A 23,859-nucleotide genomic window follows, 5' to 3' on the forward strand; every position below is an offset into this window, starting at 1 on the left:
TCAGGTGCCAGGTGGCTCGTCGAGCCCTGGCACCAGAGTCAGCTTCGTCGCGTTGACGCGCATGTGCAGTTGCGCGGCGAAGGTGCGTGCAGCGAGCTCATCCTCGAACATCAGCGTGCGCTTGCCCAGGCGTACGCACCAGCGTACGCCGTCGCCTTTGTCTACGCATTCGATCTGCACGTCTTGCTGGGTCACGTCGTCTCTGCAGGCTTCTTGTCGCGGGTTTTCAGCAGCGACAGGATGACGCCGCCGGCCAGTACGCCCATGGTAACGCCGAGCGAGAGCAAAGCGGGAACCTTGATGAAGCCATGCAGGAAGATCTTGCAGCCGATGAACATCAGCACGATGGCCAGCGCATACTTGAGGTACACGAAGCGGTGCATGAGGGCCGCCAGTGCGAAGTACAGCGCCCGCAGGCCGAGAATCGCGAAGATGTTCGAGGTGTAGACGATGAACGGATCCTGGGTGATGGCGAACACCGCCGGCACGCTGTCCACGGCGAACACCAGATCCGCCAGTTCGATCAGCACCAGGGCCAGCAGTAGCGGAGTCGCGAATAGCAGCATCTTGCCGCTGGCCGGATCCTGCTGACGGACCAGGAATTTGCCGCCGTGCAGGTCATCGGTTACCCGGATGTGCTTGCGCAGAAAGATCAGGAATTTGTTTTGCGACAGATCCGGATGCTCGTCGTGATCCTTGCTGAACAGCATCTTGATGCCGGTGAACAGCAGGAATGCGCCGAACACGTAGAGGATCCAGTCGAATTCCTGAACCAGGGCCGTTCCCAGGCCGATCATGATCGCCCGCAGCACGACCACGCCGATGATTCCCCAGAACAGCACGCGATGCTGATATTTGCGGGGAATGCCGAAGAAGCCGAGGATCATCGCCATGACGAACACGTTGTCCATCGATAGCGACTGTTCGACCAGGAAGCCGGTGTAGAACTCCAGCGCCTTGGTGGCGCCAAGCTCCCACCAGACCCAGCCGCCAAATGCGACGCCTACGCTGAAGTAGCCAGCGTAGAGCAGCAGGCTTTCGCGCATTTCGATTTCATGCTGGTCGCGATGCAGGACGCCGAGATCGAAGATCAGCAGCGCGAAGACGATGACGATGAACGCCAACCAGAAATAGTACGGCGTGCCGAGAAACGGCGTGGACATAAAGGCATGTAGAGCTGTCATGGGCCCTCCCTGTTAATGCCTAAGTTGAGATTCAACTTAGTGACTCCGACATCACGATGAGATGAACTCATCGCCAGAGGGGCCCGGCGTCACATCTCCATAAGGCTAGGATGAATCGCGCGGTTGAGCAAGTGCTTGGCGCGCCTCGAAAAACTCAATACACCCAGACTTCCACGCGGCGATTCTTGAACCTGCCGCTGTCGCCTTCGTTGTCGGCGACCGGCAATTCATCGCCAAGGCCGGCGACTTCACGCAATACCACACCTTCGCGCACCAGCTCTCGGCGTACCGCCATGGCCCGCAGCTTGGACAACAGCTCGGCGCGTGCCGAAACCGCTTTCGGGTCGCCGAAACCGACCAGTACCACCTTGCGCTGCAGCTTGTCGTGCTGCCTCAGGTAGTCGAGCACCCGGCGCAGATCCTGCTGCGCCTTGTTGTCGAGGCTGGCGCTGCCTTCCTGGAAGCGGAAGTTCACCGACAGTCGTTTGGCCTCCCGGGTCAGGGTCTGATAGGCGGCAGGCATATCGGCGGTGGCTTCGATGCTGACCGCCTGCACGGTCTGCGCGATGAAGCCGTTCTGAGCGACGATTTCCTGACCCTGCGGGCTCTGCGCGAACTGCAGCAGGGCTTCGGCCCATGGGTTGGTGTTCTTCGGTGGCCCGTAAAGGAACAGGCGCCGCGACAGCGGGTAGTCCTCGGTGGCGATCAGCGTCACGCTGGGCAGCATCGGCTGCGACTCGCCGGCGGCGATGGCCACCGCTTTCGCCTTGCGCACGTAGGGCAGGCCGATGAAGCCGATGCCGTTTGCATCGGCGGCGACCGCATCGGACAACTGCTCGCTGGACTCGAAGCGTTTGGCCTTGGCTGACAACTGCTTGCCGTTGGCGGTCAGTACCAGCTCCTTGAACGTATCGAAGGTGCCGGAGTTGTCGTCCCGGGCGTACAGGTCGATGCTGCCAGGGCGACCGCCCAGCTGTGCCCAGTCGCTCACTTCACCGGAGAATATCTGCGCCAGTTGCTCGGTACTGAGGGTGCTGACGGGGTTGTCAGGATGCAGCACGATGGCCAGCCCATCGATGGCGATGACCTGCTCGGCGTCCCGGCTTTTCATGTTGCCCAGCGATGACAGGGTCGCCACTTCGCTGTCCTTGATCGGTCGTGACGAGGCCGCCAGTTCAGCGTTGCCCTGGCCTATGGCACTGAAGCCGGTGCCTGAGCCGTGAGCGGCAATTTCCACGCTCACCGTACGGCCGGCCGCATTGAGGGCGGAAACCACCTGTTCGTTTTCCCGGCTCGTGGCTGTACGGATATTGCTCAGGCCCTGTTGCTGCATCAGGCCCTTGACCAGCGCCGGGCCCAGGCTGGCACCAATGGTGTTGGAGCCCTGAATGCGCAGCGCCGGAGCGTCTCCGACGGGCAGTGGCAGGGCGGCGAATGCCGTCCAGGGGCTCAGGTAGCAGACGAAGCCGAGCAACAGAAACGTTGCGGTTCGGCTCCAGGTTTCGCGGTCACAGACGGGGGCGCGCAGCATGCGGCAAACACCTTGCAGGGGGTGGCTGAAGTGCTGCGACGATAAGACAGAAAAATGACTGGAAGATGACGGTGCGCGTCAGCTCAGTTCCAGCCAGATCGGCGCGTGATCCGAAGGCTTCTCCATGCCCCGCAAGTCATAGTCGATACCGGCGTCCTTGAGGCGTTCCTGCAACACCTGGGAGGCGAGGATCACGTCGATGCGCAGGCCGCGTTTGGGTTCGTCCTCGAAGCCGCGACTGCGATAGTCGAACCAGCTGAAACGGTCGTCGACCTGCGGATGCAGCGACCGGAAACTGTCGACCAGCCCCCAGCCTTTCAGCGTGGCGAGCCACTCGCGTTCCTCTGGCAGGAAGCTGCATTTTCCGGTCTTCAGCCAGCGCTTGCGGTTGACCTCGCCGATACCGATGTCGCAATCCTCCGGGGAAATATTGATATCACCCATGACGATCAGCGGCTGGTCGTGGGCGAAACGGCCGGTCAGCAGTTCCTGGAGGTCGGCATAGAAGCGCTGTTTGGCAGGAAACTTGGTGGGGTGGTCGCGGCTCTCGCCCTGGGGAAAGTAACCGTTCATCACGGTGACCGGGTTGCCGTTGGCGTCGGCGTAGGTGCCGTAGATGAAGCGTCGCTGGGCCTCCTCGCTGTCGTTCGGAAATCCCTTGACCAGCTCCAGTGGCGCCTGGCGCGATAACAGGGCGACACCATAATGGCCCTTCTGGCCGTGGTAGTGAACGTGGTAACCGAGCGCGCGAATGTCCGCTTCGGGAAACTGATCGTCGCTGACCTTGGTTTCCTGCAGGCCGATCACATCCGGCTGGTGCTTCTCGATCAGCGCTGCGAGTTGGTGCGGACGTGCCCGCAAGCCGTTGATGTTGAAGGAAACGAGTTTCATATCGGCGATCCTGGTGATTCTGTGGCGTTGAAGCGGCGATGCTAGCCGATCAGGGCGGCGCACGGCCAGCGGCCGGGCAAGACCTGGTAATGCTTTGGGAGCGTGCCAGCACTGGAATGGGGCGCTTGGCGTGATAGCATCGCGGGCATGAGAGTTATTTCTACACTAGGCGCGGGATGCGCGCTGTTGTTGTTCAGTTCGACGCTGCTCGCCGAAGACGCTCGTCTGGTGGTCAGTGTGCAGCCTGCCAACAATGCCTTGAAGAGCAATGTCGAGGGTTACATCGGCAGCCTCGGTGAGCGTGATGCCGAGGCGCTGCAGCGCTTGCGTCGAGTGGTCGAGGGCCAGGCGGAAAAAGCCGCGCAGGCGCTGGGCTATTACCAGGCGCAGATCACCACCGAAGTGGTCGAGCAGACGCCGCCGCGGCTGAACGTGCGCATCGTGCCCGGTGAGCCGGTGCGCATCGGCAGCGTGACCGTGCGGGTCGATGGGCCGGCCGCTCAGATGCGCGCCTTCCAGATCCCCAAGGATGCACAGCTCACTCAGGGCGCTCGGCTCAATCACGGTCGTTACGAGGCCGCCAAGCGGCACATCCAGAACCAGGCCTCGCGCTACGGGTTCTTCCGCGGACGCTTCACCCAGCAGCGCCTGAGCATCGACCCCCAGGCTGGCCTGGCCGACATCGAATTGATCTACGACAGTGGCCCGCGCTACATCCTCGGCAGCGTGGCCTTCGAAGGCGACATGCCGTTCGACGATGATCTGCTGCAGCGCATGGTGCCGTTTCCCGCCGACACACCTTACGATTCCGAACGCATCGCCGAGCTCTATCAGGCGCTGCGTTCCAGTGGCTATTTCGAATCGGTGCGTGTCGATGCCAGCCCCACCGTGGCGGAACAACAAGTGATTCCGGTCAAGGTTCACCTGCAGACCCGCTTGCCGCGCACCATGGGTCTCGGGCTTGGCTTCTCCACCGACGTCGGTCCCCGTGGTCGCGCCAACTGGGAGCGCCACTGGGCCAATTCCCGAGGGCACAGCTACGGCGCGGAAATGGAACTCTCGGCACCTCGGCAGAACGTTGGTCTGTGGTATGACGTGCCGCTGGATCCGCCGCTGACCGACAAGCTGCGCATGGCTGGCGGTTACCAGTACGAAGAGATCGCCAACACCGACAGCCTCAGCCGCCTGCTGACCGTCGGGCCGGAATGGCACAGCAGGCTCGATAGCGGTTGGCAGCGGGTGATTTCCCTGAAATGGCAGCGCGAGGAATACCGTCTCGGTGACGATTCGGGGCTCAGCACCCTGTTGATGCCCGGTATCAGCTACTCCTACCTGCAAAGCGACAATCGCATCGACCCCAACCACGGTTACCGCCTGCAGTTCGATGCTTCGGTCGCCAAGGAGGGGTTGCTGGCCGACTCCGATGTGATCCACGGCAACGTGCTTGCCAAAGGCCTGACCACCTTGTGGCAGAACCACCGTTTCCTCGGTCGGGCACAGTTTGGCGGCACCGAGTCCAAGGGGTTCAACTCGTCCGTGCCGCCCTCGCTGCGCTTCTTCGCCGGTGGTGACCAGAGCGTGCGCGGTTATGACTACCAGAGCCTGTCGCCGGAGAACAATCAGGGCGACAAGATCGGTGCACGTTACATGTTCGCCGCCAGCGCCGAGTACCAGTACAGCGTGGCTGACAAATGGCGGGTGGCGACGTTCTACGACACCGGTAACGCGTTCAACTCGCTGGATATGCCGACGCTCAAGAGTGCGGTCGGTATCGGTATGCGCTGGGTGTCGCCGGTTGGGCCGCTGCGCCTGGACCTGGCTCATCCCCTGGACGACGAGGGTGGCGTGCGGCTGCATTTCTCCATGGGGCCCGAACTGTGAAGCGGGCGCTCAAGTATGCCGGGCTCAGCCTGGCGAGCCTGCTGGCACTGCTGATCGTGCTGCTGGTGTGGATGCTGGCGACCTCTGCCGGCAGCCGCTGGACCCTGAGCCTGGTGCCCGGGCTGCAGGTGGATGGATTCGAGGGACGCCTGGGCGGCCGCTGGACGGCCGACCAGGTGCTCTGGCGCCAGGGTGACGACCAGGTGCTGGTTGGCCAGCCGTTGCTCGACTGGTCGCCGGCCTGCCTGCTGCGCCTGACCCTGTGCATCGATACGCTACGCAGCGAACGCATCGAGCTGAACTTCGCCGCCAGCGACACACCGCCGAGCGAGGAGCCTTTCAGCCTGCCGCAGATCGATCTGCCGCTGGCCGTGCAGGTGGGTGAGATATGGATCGGCAGCCTGCAGCTCAACGGTGATGACCAACTGCAGGGGCTGGAACTGGCGGCCAACTGGGCGAGCGACGGTCTGAATATCAGCAGGCTGCATGTACAGCGTGATGATCTGGTCGTCGACCTGCAGGGCAGGCTGCTGCCGAGCGGCGAATGGCCGCTGAGCTTGCAGGGCAGCGCTGCGCTGCCGTCGCCGGATGGCAAAGAGTGGGACCTGGCGCTGCGGGTCGAGGGTGATCTGCGTCAGAGTCTGGCGCTGACGGTCGACAGCAGCGGCTACCTGGCAGGGCGTCTGAGCGGTGAGGTTCAGCCGCTGGTCGAGCACCTTCCGGCGACACTGACGTTCACCGCCGACGGCTTCAAGGCCGAAGCATCGCTGCCCGATACCCTTCGCCTGAACGGTTTGACCTTGCGGGCCGCGGGCAATCTGCAGGACGGTTACGGTATCGATGGCGTCGCCACCCTGCCAGCCGAAGGTGGTCCGGTCGCCCTGGCGCTGCGCGGACGCATCGACGCCAAGGGGGCGGATATCGCCACCCTGCGCCTGGCGGCAGCGGAGAACCAGTACCTGGCTGTCAACGGACGCCTGGACTGGCAGCAAGGCTTCAGCGCCGACAGCCATGTCGATTGGCAGGACTTTCCCTGGCTGCGCCTGTATCCGCTGGAGGAGGCGCCACCGGTCACCCTGAAAAAGCTCACCGGCGACCTCTCTTATGAGAACGGCAACTACCTTGGCAATCTGTCCGCGGCACTGGATGGCCCAGCCGGCGCCTTCAGCGTGCAGACGCCGCTCAGTGGTGACCTGCAGCAGGTGCATTTGCCGCAACTGCAGGTCCGCGCCGGGCAGGGCAAGATCGATGGCCAGGTGACGGTCGGTTTCGCCGATGCGGTGAGCTGGGATGCGCAACTGCAGGTCAGTGATTTCGATCCCGCCTACTGGGTCGCCGAGCTGCCCGGGCGTATCGCCGGGCCGGTGCGCAGCAAGGGACAGTTACGCGATGGTCGCCTGGAACTGACCGGTGATCTTGACCTGCAGGGGCGCTTGCGTGGTCAACCTGCACAGCTGCAGACCACGGTAGCCGGCGCTGGAGAGCGCTGGGAGTTGAGCGCGCTCAGCGTGCGCCTGGGCGACAACCGTATCGACGGCCGTGGCCAGCTCGATCAGCGCCTGCAGGGCGAGCTGCGCATCGCTCTGAACCGCCTCGGCCAGCTATGGCCAGGGTTGCAGGGGCAGGCCACCGGGCGCCTCGATCTGGCCGGCAGCCTGCAGGCTCCGCAGGGCACGTTCGACTTGAACGGCCAGGGCTTGGCATTCGAGGACATGCGTCTGCGTCAACTGGGGCTGGACGCCACCCTGGATGGCAATGGGCAAGCCAAGGTGCAAGTGCGTGGCCAGGGGATCGCCAGTGGTGATACCCAGGTGGGCGACCTGACCATCAACGGCAATGGCAGCCAACGTCAGCAGCAAATGGATCTGAGCCTGCAGGGCCCCCAGCTGCAGACCCATCTGGCGCTGGACGGCACCCTCGATCAGGGCAACTGGCGCGGTCGTCTGAGCCGTGTCGAGGTGCAGGCCGGTGGGCAGGATTGGCGTCTGCAGCAGCCTGCCTCCCTGGTGCGGCTGGCCAGCGGTGAGATCGACCTGGGCGCACATTGCCTGCGCTCCGGCGAGGCCAGTCTGTGCGGCGAGAACCAGCGCCTGCAGCCGGAGCCGAAAATCCGTTATCGGCTTGCCGATTTCCCTCTCGACAGCCTGTCACCCTGGTTTCCAAAGGACTTCGCTTGGGAAGGCAAGCTCAACGCCGATGTGCATCTCGATCTGCCAGCGGCCGGGCCCAGCGGGCGGGTGGTGGTGGATGCCGGCAGCGGCACCTGGCGCGCCCGCGATGACGGGCAGTGGGTGGACTTCACCTACGACAGCCTGCGCCTGAGCAGCGAGCTGAAGCCTCAGCGTATCGACACCGAGCTGAACCTGCGCGGGCCGAAGATCGGCGAGCTCATGGTGCAGGCGCAGCTCGATCCGCGCCCGCAGAACAAACCACTGTCCGGGCAATTCCGCCTGAGCGGCCTCGACCTGGCCATCGCGCGGCCGTTCGTGCCGATGGTGGAGAGCCTTTCGGGGCGTCTGGACGGCAGCGGCAATCTGTCCGGCGATCTGCTCAAGCCGCTGGTCAACGGGCAGTTGGCGCTCAGCAATGGGGAAATTTCCGGTGGGGAATTGCCGACCAGCTTCGAGGATCTGCAGATCCGTGCACTGATCGCCGGTGAGAGCCTGCAGCTCAACGGCAACTGGCGCAGTGGCGAACGTGGGCAGGGCTCGCTCAACGGTGAGCTGGCCTGGGGCGAGCAACTGAGCGGCAGCCTGAGCGTGCAGGGCAGCCGCCTGCCGGTGGTCGTCGAGCCCTATGCGAATCTGGAAGTGGAGCCGGACATGCAGGTTCGTCTGGCCAATGATCAACTCTCGGTCAGCGGCAAGGTGTCCATTCCCCGCGGCAAGATCGTGGTGCGCGAATTGCCGCCGTCGACGGTCAAGGTCTCCGATGATGCGGTCATCGTCGGCGCCGAGGCACGGGAGCAGCAGGCGGTGGCCATCAGCATGGACATCGACGTCGAGGTCGGTAGCGACAAGTTGACCTTCAGCGGCTTCGGCCTCAACGCCGAGTTGGCCGGACGAGTGCACATCGGTGACGACATGGACACCCGCGGTGAGCTGAACCTCAACAAGGGCAATTTCCGCGGCTACGGCCAGCGCCTGACCATCCGCCGCGCGCGCCTGCTGTTCGCCGGGCCCATCGACCAGCCGTTCCTCGATATCGAGGCGATCCGCAAGGTCGACGAGGTGGTCGCTGGCCTGCGTTTGACCGGCAGCGCCGATCAGCCGCGTACCGAGGTGTTTTCCGAGCCGGCGATGAGCCAGGAGCAGGCGTTGTCGTATCTGGTGCTGGGGCGACCCCTATCGACGGGCAGCGAAGACAGCAACATGCTGGCACAGGCGGCATTGGCTCTTGGCGTGGCGGGCAGTTCCGGGGTTACCGGCTCGGTCGCGCAGAGCCTGGGCATTCAGGACTTCCAGCTGGATACCGAAGGCAGCGGCAACAGCACCAGCGTGGTCGCCAGCGGTAACCTTTCGGAGCGCCTGAGCCTGCGCTACGGCGTTGGCGTATTCGAACCGGTGAACACCGTGGCACTGCGTTACGCGCTCAGCCGGCGCCTGTATCTTGAGGCTGCGAGCGGTCTGGCGAGTTCTCTGGACCTGTTCTACAAACGTGACTTCTAGCTGGCGTCGTCCTGACGTAGGATGGCCGCCCAAGCGTGTTTTACCCACATAGAAAAGGATCATTTTCATGGCACAAGTAACCCTGCGCGGTAACCCGGTTCAGGTCGAAGGCCAACTGCCGCAAGTCGGTCAGCAGGCGCCGGCCTTCAATCTGGTCGGCGCCGGCCTGGCCGATGTCAGCCTGAGCAGCCTGGCGGGCAAGCGCAAAGTGCTGAACATTTTCCCGAGCGTCGACACTCCGACCTGCGCCACCTCGGTACGCAAGTTCAACAGCGAAGCCAGCCAGTTGGCCAACACCGCCGTGCTGTGCGTGTCCGCCGACCTGCCGTTCGCCCAGGCACGTTTCTGCGGCGCCGAAGGCCTGGAAAACGTGATCAACCTGTCGACCATGCGCGGTGCCGAGTTCCTCAAGGACTACGGTGTGGCCCTGAGTTCCGGCCCGCTGGCCGGCGTGGCTGCCCGCGCCGTGGTGGTGCTGGATGAAAACGACAAGGTGCTGCACAGCGAGCTGGTTGCCGAGATCGGCAGCGAGCCGGACTACGAGGCCGCTCTGGCCGTCTTGAAGTAAGTTTCTCGTCACGCGAAAACGGCCTGCTTTGCAGGCCGTTTTCGTTTCAGTGGCTCATTGCTTGTTCAAGCCCGCAGCCACCAGCCGGCGCAGGCGGTTGGCGACCGGCGACAGCTGCCTGCCTTTGACCAGCAGCAGGTAGTACGGCGACATCTCGATGCTCACGTTGAGCGGCAGCACCTTCAGCCTGGCGCCGACCTGATCGCCCAGCAGCAAGTCAGGAACCTCGCTGGCCAGCGGGGCGATGGCCGATGACGAGACCAGAATGGCGATCATCGCCAGCAATGAAGTGGTGTTGGTGATGTTGGTCGGCAGCGGCGCGCCAGCGCTGAGAAAGGCCGTCTCCATCGCTTCGCGGATCGGTGCCCGGTGGCTTTGCATCACCCATTCGTAAGGAGACAGGTCGCGCAACGTCACCTGATCGACGTTGGCCAGCGGATGATCCTGGCGCACCATCAGCTTCAGGGTTTCGGTACGCGCCGGGAAGATCTCGAAGTCCGCCGGGTTGACGCCGCGGGGCAGGCGGGCGAGCACGAAGTCGTTCTTGCCGGCCGCCAAGTCATGCACCAGCACGTCGCTGGCCGCCACGTTGACGTGCACGTCGGCCCGTGGCGAGATCGCCTTGAGCTGGCGAATGGCCGGAATCACGAAACCCACCGCCGCTCCGGTCACCGCGCCCACCGTGGTGATACCGCCTTCGCCGCGCTTGAGCTCCTCGACGTCCTGCGCCAGGTCACGCAGTTCCACCAGCATGTTGTGCGAACGCTGCGCCAGCGCTCGGCCGATCAGGGTCGGCAGCATGCCTTTGGCATTGCGCTCGAACAGTCGTGCGCCGAGGGTATGTTCGATCTCCGCGAGCATGCGCGAGGCGGCTGGTTGAGTGATGGTCAAATCGTCCGCCGCCAGGCCGAGCTGGCCGTGCTCGGCGATCGCGGCGATCAGGCGCAACTGGGGAATCTTCAGGTGTCGGGCGATCCCGATGTCCATGGCAGCTCTCACTTTATTGTCGTTATCGGAGGCACTGAACGGATTCTGCGACGGGGCAGGGTGCTTGTCGACTGCTACATACCAGTATTGGTATGGCAGTGAGCGGAATATGAATTTGATTGATATGGGGGCTGGTTCTATCGTCATGCCTGCTTTGAAAGCTCTTCGCTGACCGAACAACAATAACTGCGATGCCCCGTGTGCTCAGGCCCACTGCAGGCTTCGCCCAGGAGAAGCTGATGAACACTGTCCGTAAACTCGTGGCTGCCGTGGCCATGGGCGCCAGCCTGTTGAGTGCCGCGTCCGCAGGGGCCGCCGAAAAGGGTTACGTGGGTATCGCGATGCCCACCAAGTCGTCCGCCCGCTGGATCGACGATGGCAACAACATGGTCAAGCAACTGGAAAAGGCCGGCTACAAGGCCGACCTGCAGTACGCCGAAGACGACATCCCCACCCAGGTCTCGCAAATCGAAAACATGATGGTCAAGGGCGTCAATGTCCTGGTCATCGCGGCGATCGATGGCACTACCCTCACCAATACGCTGGAAAACGCCAATGCTGCGGATATCAAGGTCATCGCCTATGACCGCCTGATCCGCGACAGCGAGTACGTGGACTACTACGCCACCTTCGACAACACCAAGGTCGGCGTGCTGCAGGCCGAGTCGCTGGTCAAGGGCATGCAGGCGCGGGGCCCAGGCCCATACAACGTCGAGCTGTTCGGCGGTTCGCCAGACGACAACAACGCCTACTTCTTCTACGACGGCGCCATGTCGGTGCTGCAGCCACTGATCGACAAGGGCGAGATCAAGATCCTCTCCGGGCAGACCGGCATGGGCAAGGTCGGCACCCTGCGCTGGGATGGCGCCACTGCCCAGTCGCGCATGGACAACCTGCTGTCCGCCAACTACACCAAGGAGCACCTCGACGGTGTGCTGTCGCCCTATGACGGCATTTCCATCGGCGTTCTCTCGTCCTTGAAAGGCGTTGGTTATGGCTCCGGCGACATGCCGATGCCAATCGTCACTGGCCAGGACTCGGAGGTGCCCTCGGTGAAGTCCATCCTCGCCGACGAGCAGTATTCCTCGATCTTCAAGGACACCCGCCAGCTCGCCGAAGTGACCGTCGGCATGGTCAAGGCCCTGCTCGAAGGCGGCGAGCCGCAGATCAACGACACCAAGACCTACAACAACGGCAAGAAAGTCGTGCCGGCCTACCTGCTGCAGCCGGTCACGGTCGACAAGAGCAATTGGGAAAAGGTGTTGATCGACAGCGGTTACTACACCAAGAACCAGGTCCAGTAGCGCGACTGCGCCGGCAGCCAGGCGCTGCCGGCCATCCACCTTTTCGTTTACCTGAGCATGGCGCGCCCGCTGCGGTAGGCGTGTGCCTTGCGGACGGATAAAACCATGCAAGACATCATTCTAGAAATGCGCGGCATCACCAAGACGTTTCCGGGGGTAAAAGCCCTGAACGACGTCAATCTCAAGGTGCGCCGCGGCGAGATCCATGCCCTGTGCGGTGAGAACGGCGCCGGCAAATCGACCCTGATGAAGGTGCTCAGCGGCGTCTACCCCCACGGCAGCTACGAGGGCGAGATCGTCTACGAAGGCAAACCACTGGCGTTCGGCGGCATCCGCGACAGCGAGCGGGAAGGGATCATCATCATTCACCAGGAGCTCGCACTGGTGCCGCTGCTGTCCATCGCCGAGAACCTGTTTCTCGGTAACGAGATCGCCAGCAACGGTGTGATCGACTGGCCAGAGGTCTATCAGCGTACCGAGGTGTTGCTGAAAAAGGTCGGCCTCGACGAAATCGCCACCACGCCGGTCGAGAAGCTCGGTGTTGGCAAGCAGCAACTGGTGGAGATCGCCAAGGCGCTGGCCAAGGACGTCAAGCTGCTGATCCTCGATGAGCCCACAGCGGCCCTGCAGGAGAACGACAGCCAGAAGCTGCTCGATCTGTTGCTGGAGTTTCGCGCCCAGGGGATTTCCTCGATTCTGATTTCCCACAAGCTTAATGAAGTCAGCCGCGTCGCCGACAGCATCACGGTGCTGCGCGACGGCGCATCGGTCAGCAGCATGGATTGCCATACCGAGGCGGTCAGCGAAGAGACCATCATTCGCGGCATGGTTGGCCGCGACATGGAAAACCGCTACCCGGAGCGCATTCCCGAGATCGGCGAAACCCTGCTGGAGATCCGCGACTGGAACGTCTGGCACCCGGAGTCGGCATCCCGGCAGATGATCCGCAACGTCAACCTCAGCGTGGCTGCCGGTGAAGTGGTGGGCATCGCCGGGCTGATGGGGGCAGGGCGCACCGAGCTGGCCATGAGCGTGTTCGGCAGGAGCTACGGGCGCAACATCTCCGGCTCCGTGCACCTGCGCGGCAGGGAGATCGACGTCTCCACGGTGCGTCGCGCCGTCGACAACGGCATCGCCTACGTCACCGAGGACCGCAAGTCCCTGGGCCTGGTGCTCGACGAGAGCATCCTCTGCAACACCACCCTGGCCAATCTGCCGGGCGTATCGAGCCACGGCGTGATCGACGAGCACGAGGAGCGACGCGTCGCCGAGCAGTACCGCGAAGCGTTGCACATCCGCACGCCCGGGGTGTTCCAGAAGGTGCTCAACCTGTCCGGTGGCAACCAGCAGAAGGTGGTGCTGAGCAAATGGCTGTTCGCCAAACCCGAGGTGCTGATTCTCGATGAGCCGACCCGGGGCATCGACGTCGGCGCCAAGTTCGAGATCTACAGCCTGATCAACCAGCTCGCCGCCGACGGCAAGGGGGTGATCATCATTTCTTCGGAAATGCCCGAACTGCTCGGCATGTGCGACCGCATCTACGTAATGAACGAAGGCGCCTTCCTGGGCGAACTGGCGCGCGCAGACGCGAGCCAGGAAAAGATCATGTCGATGATCGTCAAGGCGTGAGCGAGGTGAACGCAATGGATACGAAAACCCAACCGACCCGGCCCTCGTTGCTGGCCCACCTGAAGAACCACGTGCGCGACTACGGCATGCTGATGACCCTGGTGGTCATCATGGCGCTCTTCGAGGTGCTCACCGACGGTACCCTGATGCGCCCGGTGAACCTGACCAACCTGTTCCTGCAGAACAGCTACATCATCATCATGGCCCTGGGCATGCTGTTGGTGATCGTCTCCGGGCACATCGACCTGTCGGTGGGCTCGGTCGTCGGCTTCGTCGGCGCCGCAGCCGCGGTAATGATGGTGCAATGGGGCTGGTCGACCTCAGTGGTGGTGCCGGTGTGCCTGCTGATGGGCTGTCTGATCGGCGCTGCCCAGGGCTACTGGATCGCCTATTGGCAGATTCCCTCGTTCATCGTCACCCTGGCCGGCATGCTGGTGTTCCGTGGTCTGACCCTGGCCGTGCTCGATGGTCAGTCGATCGGCCCGTTCTCGAGCAGCTTCCAGTTGATGAGCAACGGCTTCATCCCGGACATCTTCAGCGATACGCGGCCGAACATCACCGCCATCGTGCTCGGCGCGCTGGCGGCCGTGCTGATCATCTACCTGGCCGTGCGTGCCCGGCGGCGTGCCAAGCGCTACGGCATCGTCGACGAGCCGGCGCTGTTCTTCGTCATCAAGAACGGCCTGATCGCCGGGGCCATCGTCTACATCGCCTACCTGCTGGCCACCTACCGGGGGCTGCCGAACGTACTGATCATCATGGCCATGCTGATCAGTGCCTACACCTTCCTGACCAACCGCACCACCCTGGGCCGTCGCATCTACGCCATCGGTGGCAACGTCAAGGCCGCCAAACTGTCGGGCATCAACACCGAACGGCTGACCTTCTTCGCCTTCGTCAACATGGGCATGCTCGCCGCTCTGGCCGGGCTGATCTTCGCCGCGCGCCTGAATACCGCCACGCCCAAGGCCGGGGTGTCCTTCGAACTCGACGTTATCGCCGCGGTGTTCATCGGTGGCGCATCGATGTCCGGCGGCGTGGGCAAGATCATCGGTGCAGTGATCGGCGCCCTGATCATGGGCGTGATGAACAACGGCATGTCGATCCTCGGGATCGGCATCGAGTGGCAGCAGGTGATCAAGGGCCTGGTGCTGCTGGCTGCGGTGATCTTCGACGTGGTCAACAAGAACAAATCCCGCTGAGGCGGAGCCATCCGCTCCCGTCGCGCCAGGCGCTGCCTGCGCGTCACGGGACGAACACGAGGTAACAGGCCATGAATAGCCAGAATCTGACCCCAGGCAAGGCCGTGTACGCCGACCTGGCCGAGCGCACCGTGCTGATTTCCGGTGGCGCCACCGGCATTGGCCGGGCATTGGTGCAAGCCTTCGCCCGTCAGGGTGCACGTACCGCGTTCGTCGATATCGACGACAAACACGGCCAGGCCCTGGCCAGCCAGTTGAGCGAGGCGGGGCACCAGGTGCGCTTCCTGCGCTGCGACATCACCGACATCAAGGCCTACCAGGCGGCCATCCACAAGATTGCCGAACAGTTCGGGCCGATCACCGCCTTGCTCAACAACGCCGCCAACGACGTTCGCCACGCGCTGGATTCGATCAGTGCCGAGCGCTTCGACGACCTGATCGCGGTCAACCTGCGCCACGCCACCTTCGCCACCCAGGCGGTGGTGCCGATGATGCGCCAGGCTGGCGGCGGCTCGATCATCAACTTCGGCTCGGTGGGCTGGATGATGGCATCGGCCGGCTACCCTGTTTACGCGGCGAGCAAGGCTGCCACTCACGGCCTGACCCGAGGCCTGGCGCGGGATCTGGGCAAGGACCGGATTCGCGTCAACACCCTGGTGCCCGGCTGGGTGATGACCGAGAAGCAACTGGCCATGTGGGTCGACGAGTCGGCCAAGGAGCAGATTCGCCAGAACCAGTGCATGCCGGGCCAACTGCTGCCCGAACATATCGCCGACATGGCGTTGTTCCTGGCTTCGGACGCCGCGGCGATGTGCACGGCGCAGAATTTCATTGTCGACGGAGGCTGGGTATGAGCACCTTCAAACCGGCGGTATGGCCACGCAAGCTGCGCTCCACCGAATGGTTCGGCGGCAACTCGCGGGATCACATCTACCACCGCAGCTGGATGAAGAATCAGGGGCTGCCGGCCGACCTGTTCGACGGCCGCCCGGTGATCGGCATCTGCAACACCTGGTCGCAGCTGACGCCCTGCAACGCGCACCTGCGCGACCTTGCCGAACGGGTCAAGCACGGCATCTACGAAGCCGGTGGTCTGCCGCTGGAGTTCCCGGTGTTCTCCGCCGGGGAAAGCTCGCTGCGTCCGACCGCGATGATGTACCGCAACATGGCGGCGATGGATGTGGAAGAAGCGCTGCGTGCCAACCCGCTGGACGGGGTGGTGCTGCTGGCCGGTTGCGACAAGACCACCCCGGCGCTGCTGATGGGCGCGGCGAGCGTCGACATTCCGGCCATCGTGGTGTCCGGCGGGCCGATGCTCAACGGCTGGTTCCGTGGCGAGCGAGTCGGCTCGGGCACCGCGCTGTGGCAGATGTCGGAAGACATCAAGGCCGGCAAGATGAGCCGCGAGGATTTTCTCGAAGCCGAGCAGTCGATGTCCCGTTCGCCGGGCTCCTGCAACACCATGGGTACCGCCAGCACCATGGCCAGCATGGCCGAAGCGCTGGGCATGGCGCTGTCCGGCAACGCGGCGATTCCGGCCGTGGACAGCCGTCGCCGGGTGGTCGCGCACCTGACCGGGCGGCGCATCGTGCAGATGGTCAAGGACGACCTGAAACCGTCCGACATCATGACCCGCCACGCCTTCGAGAACGCCATCCGGGTCAACGGCAGCATCGGCGGTTCGACCAATGCGGTGATCCACCTGCTGGCCATCGCCGGCCGCGTCGGCGTCGACCTGACGCTGGATGACTGGGACCGTCTCGGTCAGGACATTCCCACCATCGTCAACCTGATGCCCTCGGGCAAATACCTGATGGAAGAGTTCTTCTACGCCGGTGGCTTGCCGGTGGTGATCCGCATGCTCGGCGAGGGCGGCAAGCTGCACAAGAGCGCACTGACCGTGTCCGGCGAAACCATCTGGGAAGAGGTCAAGGGCGTTCGCAACTGGAACGAGGATGTCATCCGTCCGGTGGACAAGGCGCTTACCGCCAAAGGCGGGATCGCCGTGCTGCGGGGCAACCTGGCGCCTCGCGGCGCCGTGCTCAAACCCTCGGCAGCGTCGCCGCACCTGATGCAGCACCGTGGTCGCGCCGTGGTGTTCGAGGACATCGACGACTACAAGGCGAAGATCAACGACGAAAGCCTGGATATCGACGAACACTGCGTGATGGTACTGAAGAACTGCGGGCCGCGCGGTTATCCGGGCATGGCCGAGGTGGGCAACATGGGCCTGCCGCCGAAGGTGCTGCGCAAGGGCATCACCGACATGGTGCGCATCTCCGACGCACGCATGTCCGGCACCGCCTACGGCACCGTGGTCTTGCACACCACGCCGGAGGCCGCGGCCGGCGGGCCTTTGGCGGTGGTGCGCGATGGCGACATGATCGAGCTCGATGTGGAAGCCAGGCGCATTCACCTGGACATTCCCGAGGCCGAGTTGCGCCAGCGCCTGGCCGAGTGGCAGCCGACCGTCGAGCCGCCTACCAGCGGCTACATCAAGCTGTTCCACGACCACGTCGAGGGCGCCGATAGCGGAGCGGACTTCGATTTTCTCAAGGGCTGTCGCGGTGCCGGCATTCCCAAGGACAGCCACTGAGACCTGCGAGGAAATCAGCGATGACAGAGAACAGCCGAGCTGCGGTGGGCTGGATAGCCGTCGACTGGGGCACGACCCAGGTGCGCGCGTGGGCGCTGTCGGGCAGCGGGGAGATCCTCCAGCGCGCGTCTTCGGCACGCGGCATGAGCACCCTGACGCCCGATCAGTTCGAAGGGGCGCTGCTGGAACTGATCGAGCCCTGGCTGGATCACGAGCGGACCATCGACGTGGTCGCCTGTGGCATGGTCGGTGCCCGTCAGGGCTGGCGCGAAGCGCCGTATACCGAAGTGCCCTGTGCACCCCAGGCGGTAGAACGGATGATCAGACCCGAGGTGAGGGATGCGCGCTTGCGCGTCTCGATCATTCCGGGGCTGTGCCAGCGTGCGCCTGCCGATGTATTGCGTGGCGAGGAAACCCAGGTCGCCGGCCTGCTCGCCGAGCATGCCGATTACAGCGGCGTGGTCTGCCTGCCAGGCACCCACAGCAAGTGGGTCGAGGTGCGCGATGGCCGGGTAACGGCCTTCCAGACGTTCATGACCGGCGAGTTGTTCGCCTTGCTGAGTCAGCAATCGGTATTGCGCCATGGCATGCAGGGTGACGCGGGGCACCTGGACCAGCAGGCGTTCGATAGCGGGTTGCAGGCAGGGGCAGGGCAGGCGCAGCGTCTGGTCGGCGCCTTGTTCGGCCTGCGTGCCGAAGGGTTGCTGGCAGGGCTGGGGCCGGTCGCCGCACGTTCCCGGTTGTCCGGGCTGCTGATCGGCGAGGAGCTGGCTGCGCTGGATGAACGCTGGCGGGGCCAGCAGGTCTGTGTAATCGGTGACGGCGAATCGGCCGAGCGCTACCGCCATGCGCTCGACACGCTGGGGGTGACGGCGCTGACCGTGAGCGCCGAGCGAGTCACCCTGGCTGGGCTGTCCGCCGCCCATGAGCACATCCAACGAGGAATCTAGGCATGGCCACTACCCCGAATGGCAGGACCGAGGCACGTATCGCCGACGCACGCCGCTGCACCCTGGGGGAGGGCTTGCTGTGGCACCCGCAGCGCGGGCAATTGTTCTGGTTCGACATTCTCGGTCGACGCCTGCTCAGCCAGCGCAACGACCAGCCGCTGGAGTGGCTGTTCGACGAGCGGATATCCGCAGCCGGCTGGGTCGATGAAAATGTTCTGCTGATCGCCAGCGAGACGGCGCTGCTGACCTTCGACCTGGCCAGTGGCGCACGGCAGAGGGTCTGCGCTCTAGAGGCGGACAACCCGCTGACCCGTTCCAACGATGGCCGCGCCGATCCCTGGGGCGGCTTCTGGATCGGCACCATGGGCCTCGATGGCGAGAAGCAGGCCGGTGCCATCTACCGGTACTACCGTGGTGAGCTACGCCGTCTGTTCGCGGACATCAGCATCAGCAATGCCATCTGCTTTTCCCCGGATCGGCGCCATGCCTACTTCGCCGACACCGCTCGCCAGCAGATCTGGCGACAGCCGCTGGACGAGCGGCATGGCTGGCCGCAGGGCGATGCACAGCCGTTCATCGATGGCCGGGTGGCTGGGGTCAACCCGGACGGTGCGGTGGTCGACAGCCAGGGGCGCTTGTGGAACGCGCAATGGGGGGCTTCGCGGGTGGCCTGCTATGACCCCGAAGGCCGCTTTCTGCAGGCGGTAGCCTTCCCGGCCTCGCAGATATCCTGCCCGGCGTTCGGCGGGCCTGAGCTGTCGACGCTGTTCGCGACGTCGGCGCGCGATGGCCTCGACGACGACGAACTGGCTGCCGAGCCCCAGGCGGGCAGACTGTTCGCCGCCGATGTCGCGGCCCAGGGGCAGATCGAGCACCGGGTCATCCTGTAGGGCCTGTGACGCTCCAGTGTCCGTCCCAGGGGCTTGCCGGAAGGTCGACAGAGCCTGACGTCCGTCGCGCCAGGTAATACCAGGCAATACATCCAGAACAGCGCGCATCACGCTCGTCCGGCTGCTGCCGCGCGCAATTTTCAGTGCATTTCTTCCACTCAACCCACTTCTGGAGGTAAATAGCCCGTAAAGAGGCTTTGCTTCGGGCCTTACAGTGCTTATCGTTCACGCTCCCCAAGGAAGCGATTGGCCCATGTCCGAAGTAAATACACCGCGCAATGCTCCATCCTCGACACGTCAGTGGTTCATCGGTCTGCTCCTGCTGACGGCTGTCATCGTATTGATCTGGTGGTTCTGGCCGGCCGAACCGGCACCGGAAGACGACATGGGCTGGGGCTTCAATAACGTGCCGGTGCGCATCGCTCACGTCGAGTCGCGGGACTTTCCCATCGTCCTGAAAGCCCTGGGTACGGTTACCGCCTACAACACCGCCAATGTGCGCAGCCGGGTGGATGGCCAGTTGGTCAAGGTGCTGTTCAAGGACGGGCAGCCGGTCAAGGCCGGCGACGTGCTGGCGCAGATCGACCCGCGGCCGTTCGAGATCGCGCTGCAGCAGGCTCAGGGCACGCTGGCGGAGAACCAGGCACAACTGCGCAATGCCGAGAAGGATCTGGCCCTGTATCGCGGCCTGTTCGCCGAAGATTCCATTGCCCGGCAGACCCTGGACACCCAGGAGGCGCTGGTCAACCAGTACCGCGGCACGCTGCAGAACAATCAGGGTTCGGTGGCCGAGGCCAAGCTCAACCTGGACTTCACCAAGGTACGCGCGCCCATCGATGGCCGCCTGGGTATCCGTCAGGTCGATCAGGGCAATCTGGTGAACTCCGGCGATACCAATCCCATCGTGGTGATCACCCAGACGCTGCCGATTTCCGTCACCTTCACGCTGCCCGAGGCCGAACTGCCGGCCGTACTCGCCCAGGTGCGCAAGGACCGCGAACTGGTGGTACAGGCCTGGGATCGCGGTGATAACAACAAGCTGGCCGACGGCGTGCTGGAGAGCCTGGACAACCAGATCGACACCACCACCGGCACGGTCAAGCTCAAGGCGCGCTTCGAGAACGCCGAGGAAATGCTGTTCCCCAACCAGTTCGTGAATACCCGCTTGCAGGTTTCCGTGCGCCAGAACGCTCTGCTGGTGCCGGTCGCAGCGCTGCAATTCGGCGCCAATGGCACCTTCGTCTACGCCATCGACGGCGAAGACAAGGTGCAGGTTCGCCAGGTCAAGGTCGGCCCGAGCGACGGCGAGTTCTCGGTGATCGAAGACGGCGTGGCCGCCGACGAGCGAGTGGTGGTCGAAGGTACCGATCGCCTGCGTGACGGCAACAAGGTCGAGGTGATCGGTGAGGGCACGCGCGAGCCTTCTGCCACCGAAGAAAATGCACCGCGGGTGCGTACCGCTTCATGAACGTCTCCCGCCTGTTCATCCTGCGACCGGTCGCCACCACCCTGATCATGCTGGCGATCTTCCTCAGTGGGGTGATCGCCTACCGGCTGCTGCCCGTTTCCGCGCTACCCGAGGTCGACTACCCGACCATCCGCGTGATGACCCTGTATCCGGGCGCCAGCCCGGATGTGATGACCAGCGCGGTGACGGCACCCCTGGAGCGTCAGTTCGGCCAGATGGCCGGGTTGCAGCAGATGTCGTCGACCAGTTCCGGTGGCGCTTCGGTGATCACCCTGCGCTTCAACCTGGAAGTGCAGCTGGATGTGGCCGAGCAGGAAGTGCAGGCGGCGATCAACGGCGCCACCAACCTGCTGCCCAACGACTTGCCGGCGCCGCCGGTGTACAACAAGGTCAACCCGGCCGACACCCCGGTGCTGACCCTGGCGGTGACCTCCAAAGAGTTGCCGCTGCCCCAGGTCAACGATCTGGTTGACACCCGGCTGGCGCAAAAACTGGCACAGACCACCGGTGTCGGCCTGGTCTCCCTGGCCGGTGGTCAGCGTCCGGCCGTGCGCATTCGCGTCAATCCCGAGGCGCTGGCGGCCTATGGCCTCAATCTGTCCGACGTGCGCACGCTGATCACCGCCAGCAACGTCAATCAGCCCAAGGGCAATTTCGACGGCCCGACCCGGGTCACCCAGCTCGATGCCAACGATCAGCTGCGCTCGGCCGACGAATACCGCGACCTGATTCTCGCCTATGCCAACGGAGGCGCGCTGCGCCTGCGTGATGTCGCGTCGATCGTCGACGGCGCGGAAAACCAGCGCCTTGCGGCCTGGGCCAATCGCAATGCGGCGGTGTTGGTCAATGTGCAGCGCCAGCCCGGCGCCAACGTCATCGACGTGGTGGATCGCATTCAGACCATGCTGCCTCACCTGACCCAGGGCCTGCCGGCCAGTGTCGAGGTGACGGTGCTCACCGACCGCACCCAGACCATCCGTGCCGCGGTGCGCGATGTGCAGCACGAACTGATGCTGGCCATCGCCCTGGTGGTGATGGTCACCTTCCTGTTCCTGCGCAAGGTGTCGGCGACGCTGATTCCTTCGGTGGTGGTGCCGCTGTCGCTGATCGGTACCTTCGGCGTGATGTACCTGGCCGGTTTCACGGTCAACAACCTGACGCTGATGGCGCTGACCATCGCCACCGGCTTCGTGGTCGACGATGCCATCGTCATGCTGGAGAACATCGCGCGCCATCTCGAGGATGGCGAAACCCCGCTAAACGCCGCCCTCAAGGGCGCCAGGCAGATCGGTTTCACCCTGGTCTCGCTGACCCTGTCGCTGATTGCCGTGCTGATCCCGCTGCTGTTCATGGCCGATGTCGTGGGGCGGCTGTTCCGCGAATTCGCCATCACCCTGGCGGTGGCCATCCTCATCTCTCTGGTGATTTCCCTGACCCTGACGCCCATGATGTGCGCGCGTCTGCTCAGGCACGAACCGGAGGCGGAGCAGGGGCGGTTCTACAAGGTCAGCGGCGCGGTCATCGATCGCATGATCGAACGCTACTCGGTTGGCCTGCGCTGGGTGCTGCGCCATCAGCCGCTGACCCTGCTGGTGGCCATTGGAACCATGGCGCTCACGGTGGTGCTCTACCTGGCCGTGCCCAAGGGGTTTTTCCCGGTGCAGGACACCGGGGTGATCCAGGGCATTTCCGAGGCACCTCAGTCGATTTCCTTCTCGGCCATGAGCGAGCGTCAGCAACGCCTGGCCGACGTGATCCTCAAGGATCCAGCGGTTACCAGCCTGTCTTCCTACATCGGTGTGGACGGGGACAATCCGACCCTGAACAGCGGGCGCATGCTGATCAACCTCAAGCCCCACGCCGAACGTGACCTCAGCGCCGCTCAGGTGATCGAGCGGTTGCGTCCGGAACTGGCCAAACTGAGCGGCATCGAGCTGTTCCTGCAGCCGGTGCAGGATCTGAGCATCGAGGATCGGGTCAGCCGCACCCAGTTCCAGTTCAGCGTGGAGTCCCCGGACCCCGAGATGCTGGAAACCTGGTCGAACAAGCTGGTCGAGGCGCTGCGTCAGCAACCCGAGCTCAGTGACGTCACCAGCGACCTGCAGAGCCGTGGCCTGCAGGCGTATCTGAAGATCGACCGCGACCTGGCCGGGCGTCTCGGCGTCAGCGTCGCGGCAGTCGACGATGCGCTCTACGATGCCTTTGGCCAGCGGCAGATTTCCACCATCTACACCCAGGCCAGCCAGTACAGGGTGGTGCTGGAAAGCGCCGATGGCGGCAGCATCGGGCCGGCGGCCTTGCGCCAGATCCACGTCGCGACCGCCGAAGGTGGTCAGGTACCGCTGTCATCCCTGGCCCAGGTCGAGGAGCGAGCGGCGAGCCTGCTGATCAACCATATCGGCCAGTTCCCGGCGGCCACGCTGTCGTTCAACCTCAGCCCCGGCGTCGCCCTGGGCGATGCGGTGGCGGTGATCGAGCGGGTGCAGCAGGATATCCAGATGCCGGTCAGCGTACAGGTGAACTTCCAGGGCGCCGCCGAGGCCTTCCGCGCCTCGCTGTCGTCCACACTGCTGCTGATCCTGGCGGCGATCGTCACCATGTACATCGTGCTCGGCGTGCTCTACGAGAGCTATATCCACCCGATCACCATCCTTTCCACGCTGCCGTCGGCGGGCGTCGGTGCCTTGCTGGCGCTGCTGTTGACCGGTAACGATCTGGGGCTGATCGCGATCATCGGCATCATCCTGCTGATCGGCATCGTCAAGAAGAACGCCATCATGATGATCGACTTCGCCCTCGAGGCGGAGCGGCATCAGGGCATGACCCCACACGATGCGATCTATCAGGCGGCGCTGCTGCGTTTTCGGCCGATTCTGATGACGACCCTGGCGGCGCTGTTCGGTGCCATCCCGTTGATGCTGGCGTCAGGCTCGGGCGCCGAGCTGCGTCAGCCGCTGGGCCTGGTGATGGTCGGCGGCCTGCTGCTCAGCCAGGTGCTCACCCTGTTCACCACGCCGGTGATCTACCTGTACTTCGACCGCCTGGCACGGCGTGTCAGTGGCCGCAGTGCCGCGGGCGTGGCCGTATGAGCGGCAAGCTGCAAGCGACAG

The 23,859-nt window shown here is 64.0% G+C and carries 17 protein-coding genes; 12 read left to right on the top strand and 5 right to left on the bottom strand.

Annotated elements, in window-relative coordinates; translation table 11 throughout:
• The 4 genes from QRN22_RS16555 to xthA all read right to left on the bottom strand — a co-directional run bounded on the left by QRN22_RS16555 (position 1) and on the right by xthA (position 3,606).
• Positions 1 to 195: a hypothetical protein gene (locus QRN22_RS16555; protein WP_042553745.1), complete on the bottom strand. Its 195-nt coding sequence runs from the start codon at positions 193 to 195 to the stop codon at positions 1 to 3.
• Complete coding sequence (locus QRN22_RS16560; RefSeq protein WP_042553744.1) at positions 192 to 1,184, bottom strand: TerC family protein; 993 nt, start codon at positions 1,182 to 1,184, stop codon at positions 192 to 194. Before QRN22_RS16560 ends, QRN22_RS16555 begins: the two co-directional genes overlap by 4 nt.
• Positions 1,185 to 1,338: 154 nt before the next feature.
• Positions 1,339 to 2,715 carry a substrate-binding domain-containing protein gene (locus tag QRN22_RS16565; RefSeq protein ID WP_042553743.1) on the bottom strand — a complete coding sequence of 459 codons (1,377 nt, stop codon included), beginning with the start codon at positions 2,713 to 2,715 and terminating at the stop codon, positions 1,339 to 1,341.
• A 78-nt stretch (positions 2,716 to 2,793) separates the two neighbouring features.
• Positions 2,794 to 3,606, bottom strand: a complete 813-nt coding sequence (gene xthA / locus QRN22_RS16570; protein WP_042553742.1) for an exodeoxyribonuclease III — start codon at positions 3,604 to 3,606, stop codon at positions 2,794 to 2,796.
• A gap of 147 nt (positions 3,607 to 3,753) precedes the next feature.
• Here xthA and QRN22_RS16575 point away from each other — a divergent pair, with 147 nt between their 5' ends.
• From QRN22_RS16575 to tpx, 3 genes are all read left to right on the top strand, one after another.
• Positions 3,754 to 5,487: an autotransporter assembly complex protein TamA gene (locus QRN22_RS16575; RefSeq protein WP_042553741.1), complete on the top strand. Its 1,734-nt coding sequence runs from the start codon at positions 3,754 to 3,756 to the stop codon at positions 5,485 to 5,487.
• Entirely contained in the window at positions 5,484 to 9,155 is a 3,672-nt protein-coding gene (locus QRN22_RS16580; protein ID WP_042553740.1) for a translocation/assembly module TamB domain-containing protein, read from the top strand. Before QRN22_RS16575 ends, QRN22_RS16580 begins: the two co-directional genes overlap by 4 nt.
• Before the next feature lie 67 nt (positions 9,156 to 9,222).
• A complete protein-coding gene (gene tpx, locus QRN22_RS16585; protein ID WP_042553739.1) occupies positions 9,223 to 9,723 on the top strand; it encodes a thiol peroxidase in 501 nt (166 codons plus the stop codon).
• Positions 9,724 to 9,777: 54 nt separating this feature from the next.
• Here the strand turns inward: tpx and QRN22_RS16590 are convergent, their stop codons facing one another.
• Positions 9,778 to 10,710, bottom strand: a complete 933-nt coding sequence (locus QRN22_RS16590) for a LysR family transcriptional regulator (RefSeq protein ID WP_042553738.1) — start codon at positions 10,708 to 10,710, stop codon at positions 9,778 to 9,780.
• Positions 10,711 to 10,949: 239 nt separating this feature from the next.
• Here QRN22_RS16590 and chvE point away from each other — a divergent pair, with 239 nt between their 5' ends.
• The 9 genes from chvE (at position 10,950) to QRN22_RS16635 (ending at position 23,838) form a co-directional block, all read left to right on the top strand.
• On the top strand, positions 10,950 to 12,014 hold the full coding sequence (gene chvE, locus QRN22_RS16595; protein WP_042553737.1) for a multiple monosaccharide ABC transporter substrate-binding protein: 1,065 nt from the start codon (positions 10,950 to 10,952) through the stop codon (positions 12,012 to 12,014).
• Between the two features lie 105 nt (positions 12,015 to 12,119).
• Positions 12,120 to 13,643 carry a multiple monosaccharide ABC transporter ATP-binding protein gene (gene mmsA / locus QRN22_RS16600; protein WP_042553736.1) on the top strand — a complete coding sequence of 508 codons (1,524 nt, stop codon included), beginning with the start codon at positions 12,120 to 12,122 and terminating at the stop codon, positions 13,641 to 13,643.
• A gap of 14 nt (positions 13,644 to 13,657) precedes the next feature.
• Positions 13,658 to 14,845, top strand: coding sequence for a multiple monosaccharide ABC transporter permease (gene mmsB / locus QRN22_RS16605; protein ID WP_042553829.1), 1,188 nt, complete (start codon positions 13,658 to 13,660; stop codon positions 14,843 to 14,845).
• 71 nt (positions 14,846 to 14,916) lie between these two features.
• On the top strand, positions 14,917 to 15,699 hold the full coding sequence (locus QRN22_RS16610; RefSeq protein ID WP_042553735.1) for an SDR family NAD(P)-dependent oxidoreductase: 783 nt from the start codon (positions 14,917 to 14,919) through the stop codon (positions 15,697 to 15,699).
• On the top strand, positions 15,696 to 17,441 hold the full coding sequence (araD, locus tag QRN22_RS16615) for an L-arabinonate dehydratase (RefSeq protein ID WP_042553734.1): 1,746 nt from the start codon (positions 15,696 to 15,698) through the stop codon (positions 17,439 to 17,441). Before QRN22_RS16610 ends, araD begins: the two co-directional genes overlap by 4 nt.
• A 20-nt stretch (positions 17,442 to 17,461) precedes the next feature.
• Positions 17,462 to 18,391: a 2-dehydro-3-deoxygalactonokinase gene (locus QRN22_RS16620; protein WP_042553733.1), complete on the top strand. Its 930-nt coding sequence runs from the start codon at positions 17,462 to 17,464 to the stop codon at positions 18,389 to 18,391.
• 2 nt (positions 18,392 to 18,393) lie between these two features.
• The gene (locus QRN22_RS16625; RefSeq protein WP_042553732.1) at positions 18,394 to 19,281 is read left to right on the top strand and encodes an SMP-30/gluconolactonase/LRE family protein; all 888 of its coding nucleotides are present in this window, start codon (positions 18,394 to 18,396) and stop codon (positions 19,279 to 19,281) included.
• A gap of 253 nt (positions 19,282 to 19,534) precedes the next feature.
• Complete coding sequence (locus tag QRN22_RS16630) at positions 19,535 to 20,749, top strand: MdtA/MuxA family multidrug efflux RND transporter periplasmic adaptor subunit (RefSeq protein ID WP_042553731.1); 1,215 nt, start codon at positions 19,535 to 19,537, stop codon at positions 20,747 to 20,749.
• Positions 20,746 to 23,838, top strand: coding sequence for an MdtB/MuxB family multidrug efflux RND transporter permease subunit (locus QRN22_RS16635; RefSeq protein WP_042553730.1), 3,093 nt, complete (start codon positions 20,746 to 20,748; stop codon positions 23,836 to 23,838). Before QRN22_RS16630 ends, QRN22_RS16635 begins: the two co-directional genes overlap by 4 nt.
• Positions 23,839 to 23,859: the final 21 nt, after the last annotated feature.

The sequence above is a fragment of the Pseudomonas sp. MEJ086 genome (genome assembly GCF_030209025.1).
In the GTDB taxonomy this organism is placed as follows: domain Bacteria; phylum Pseudomonadota; class Gammaproteobacteria; order Pseudomonadales; family Pseudomonadaceae; genus Aquipseudomonas; species Aquipseudomonas fulva_A.

Coding starts and splice junctions, on each gene's coding strand:
- QRN22_RS16560 (WP_042553744.1), bottom strand. CDS start 1,184: ATGACAGCTCTACATGCCTTTATGTCCACGCCGTTTCTCGGCACGCCG.
- QRN22_RS16565 (WP_042553743.1), bottom strand. CDS start 2,715: ATGCTGCGCGCCCCCGTCTGTGACCGCGAAACCTGGAGCCGAACCGCA.
- xthA (WP_042553742.1), bottom strand. CDS start 3,606: ATGAAACTCGTTTCCTTCAACATCAACGGCTTGCGGGCACGTCCGCAC.
- QRN22_RS16575 (WP_042553741.1), top strand. CDS start 3,754: ATGAGAGTTATTTCTACACTAGGCGCGGGATGCGCGCTGTTGTTGTTC.
- tpx (WP_042553739.1), top strand. CDS start 9,223: ATGGCACAAGTAACCCTGCGCGGTAACCCGGTTCAGGTCGAAGGCCAA.
- QRN22_RS16590 (WP_042553738.1), bottom strand. CDS start 10,710: ATGGACATCGGGATCGCCCGACACCTGAAGATTCCCCAGTTGCGCCTG.
- chvE (WP_042553737.1), top strand. CDS start 10,950: ATGAACACTGTCCGTAAACTCGTGGCTGCCGTGGCCATGGGCGCCAGC.
- mmsA (WP_042553736.1), top strand. CDS start 12,120: ATGCAAGACATCATTCTAGAAATGCGCGGCATCACCAAGACGTTTCCG.
- mmsB (WP_042553829.1), top strand. CDS start 13,658: ATGGATACGAAAACCCAACCGACCCGGCCCTCGTTGCTGGCCCACCTG.
- QRN22_RS16610 (WP_042553735.1), top strand. CDS start 14,917: ATGAATAGCCAGAATCTGACCCCAGGCAAGGCCGTGTACGCCGACCTG.
- araD (WP_042553734.1), top strand. CDS start 15,696: ATGAGCACCTTCAAACCGGCGGTATGGCCACGCAAGCTGCGCTCCACC.
- QRN22_RS16620 (WP_042553733.1), top strand. CDS start 17,462: ATGACAGAGAACAGCCGAGCTGCGGTGGGCTGGATAGCCGTCGACTGG.
- QRN22_RS16625 (WP_042553732.1), top strand. CDS start 18,394: ATGGCCACTACCCCGAATGGCAGGACCGAGGCACGTATCGCCGACGCA.
- QRN22_RS16630 (WP_042553731.1), top strand. CDS start 19,535: ATGTCCGAAGTAAATACACCGCGCAATGCTCCATCCTCGACACGTCAG.
- QRN22_RS16635 (WP_042553730.1), top strand. CDS start 20,746: ATGAACGTCTCCCGCCTGTTCATCCTGCGACCGGTCGCCACCACCCTG.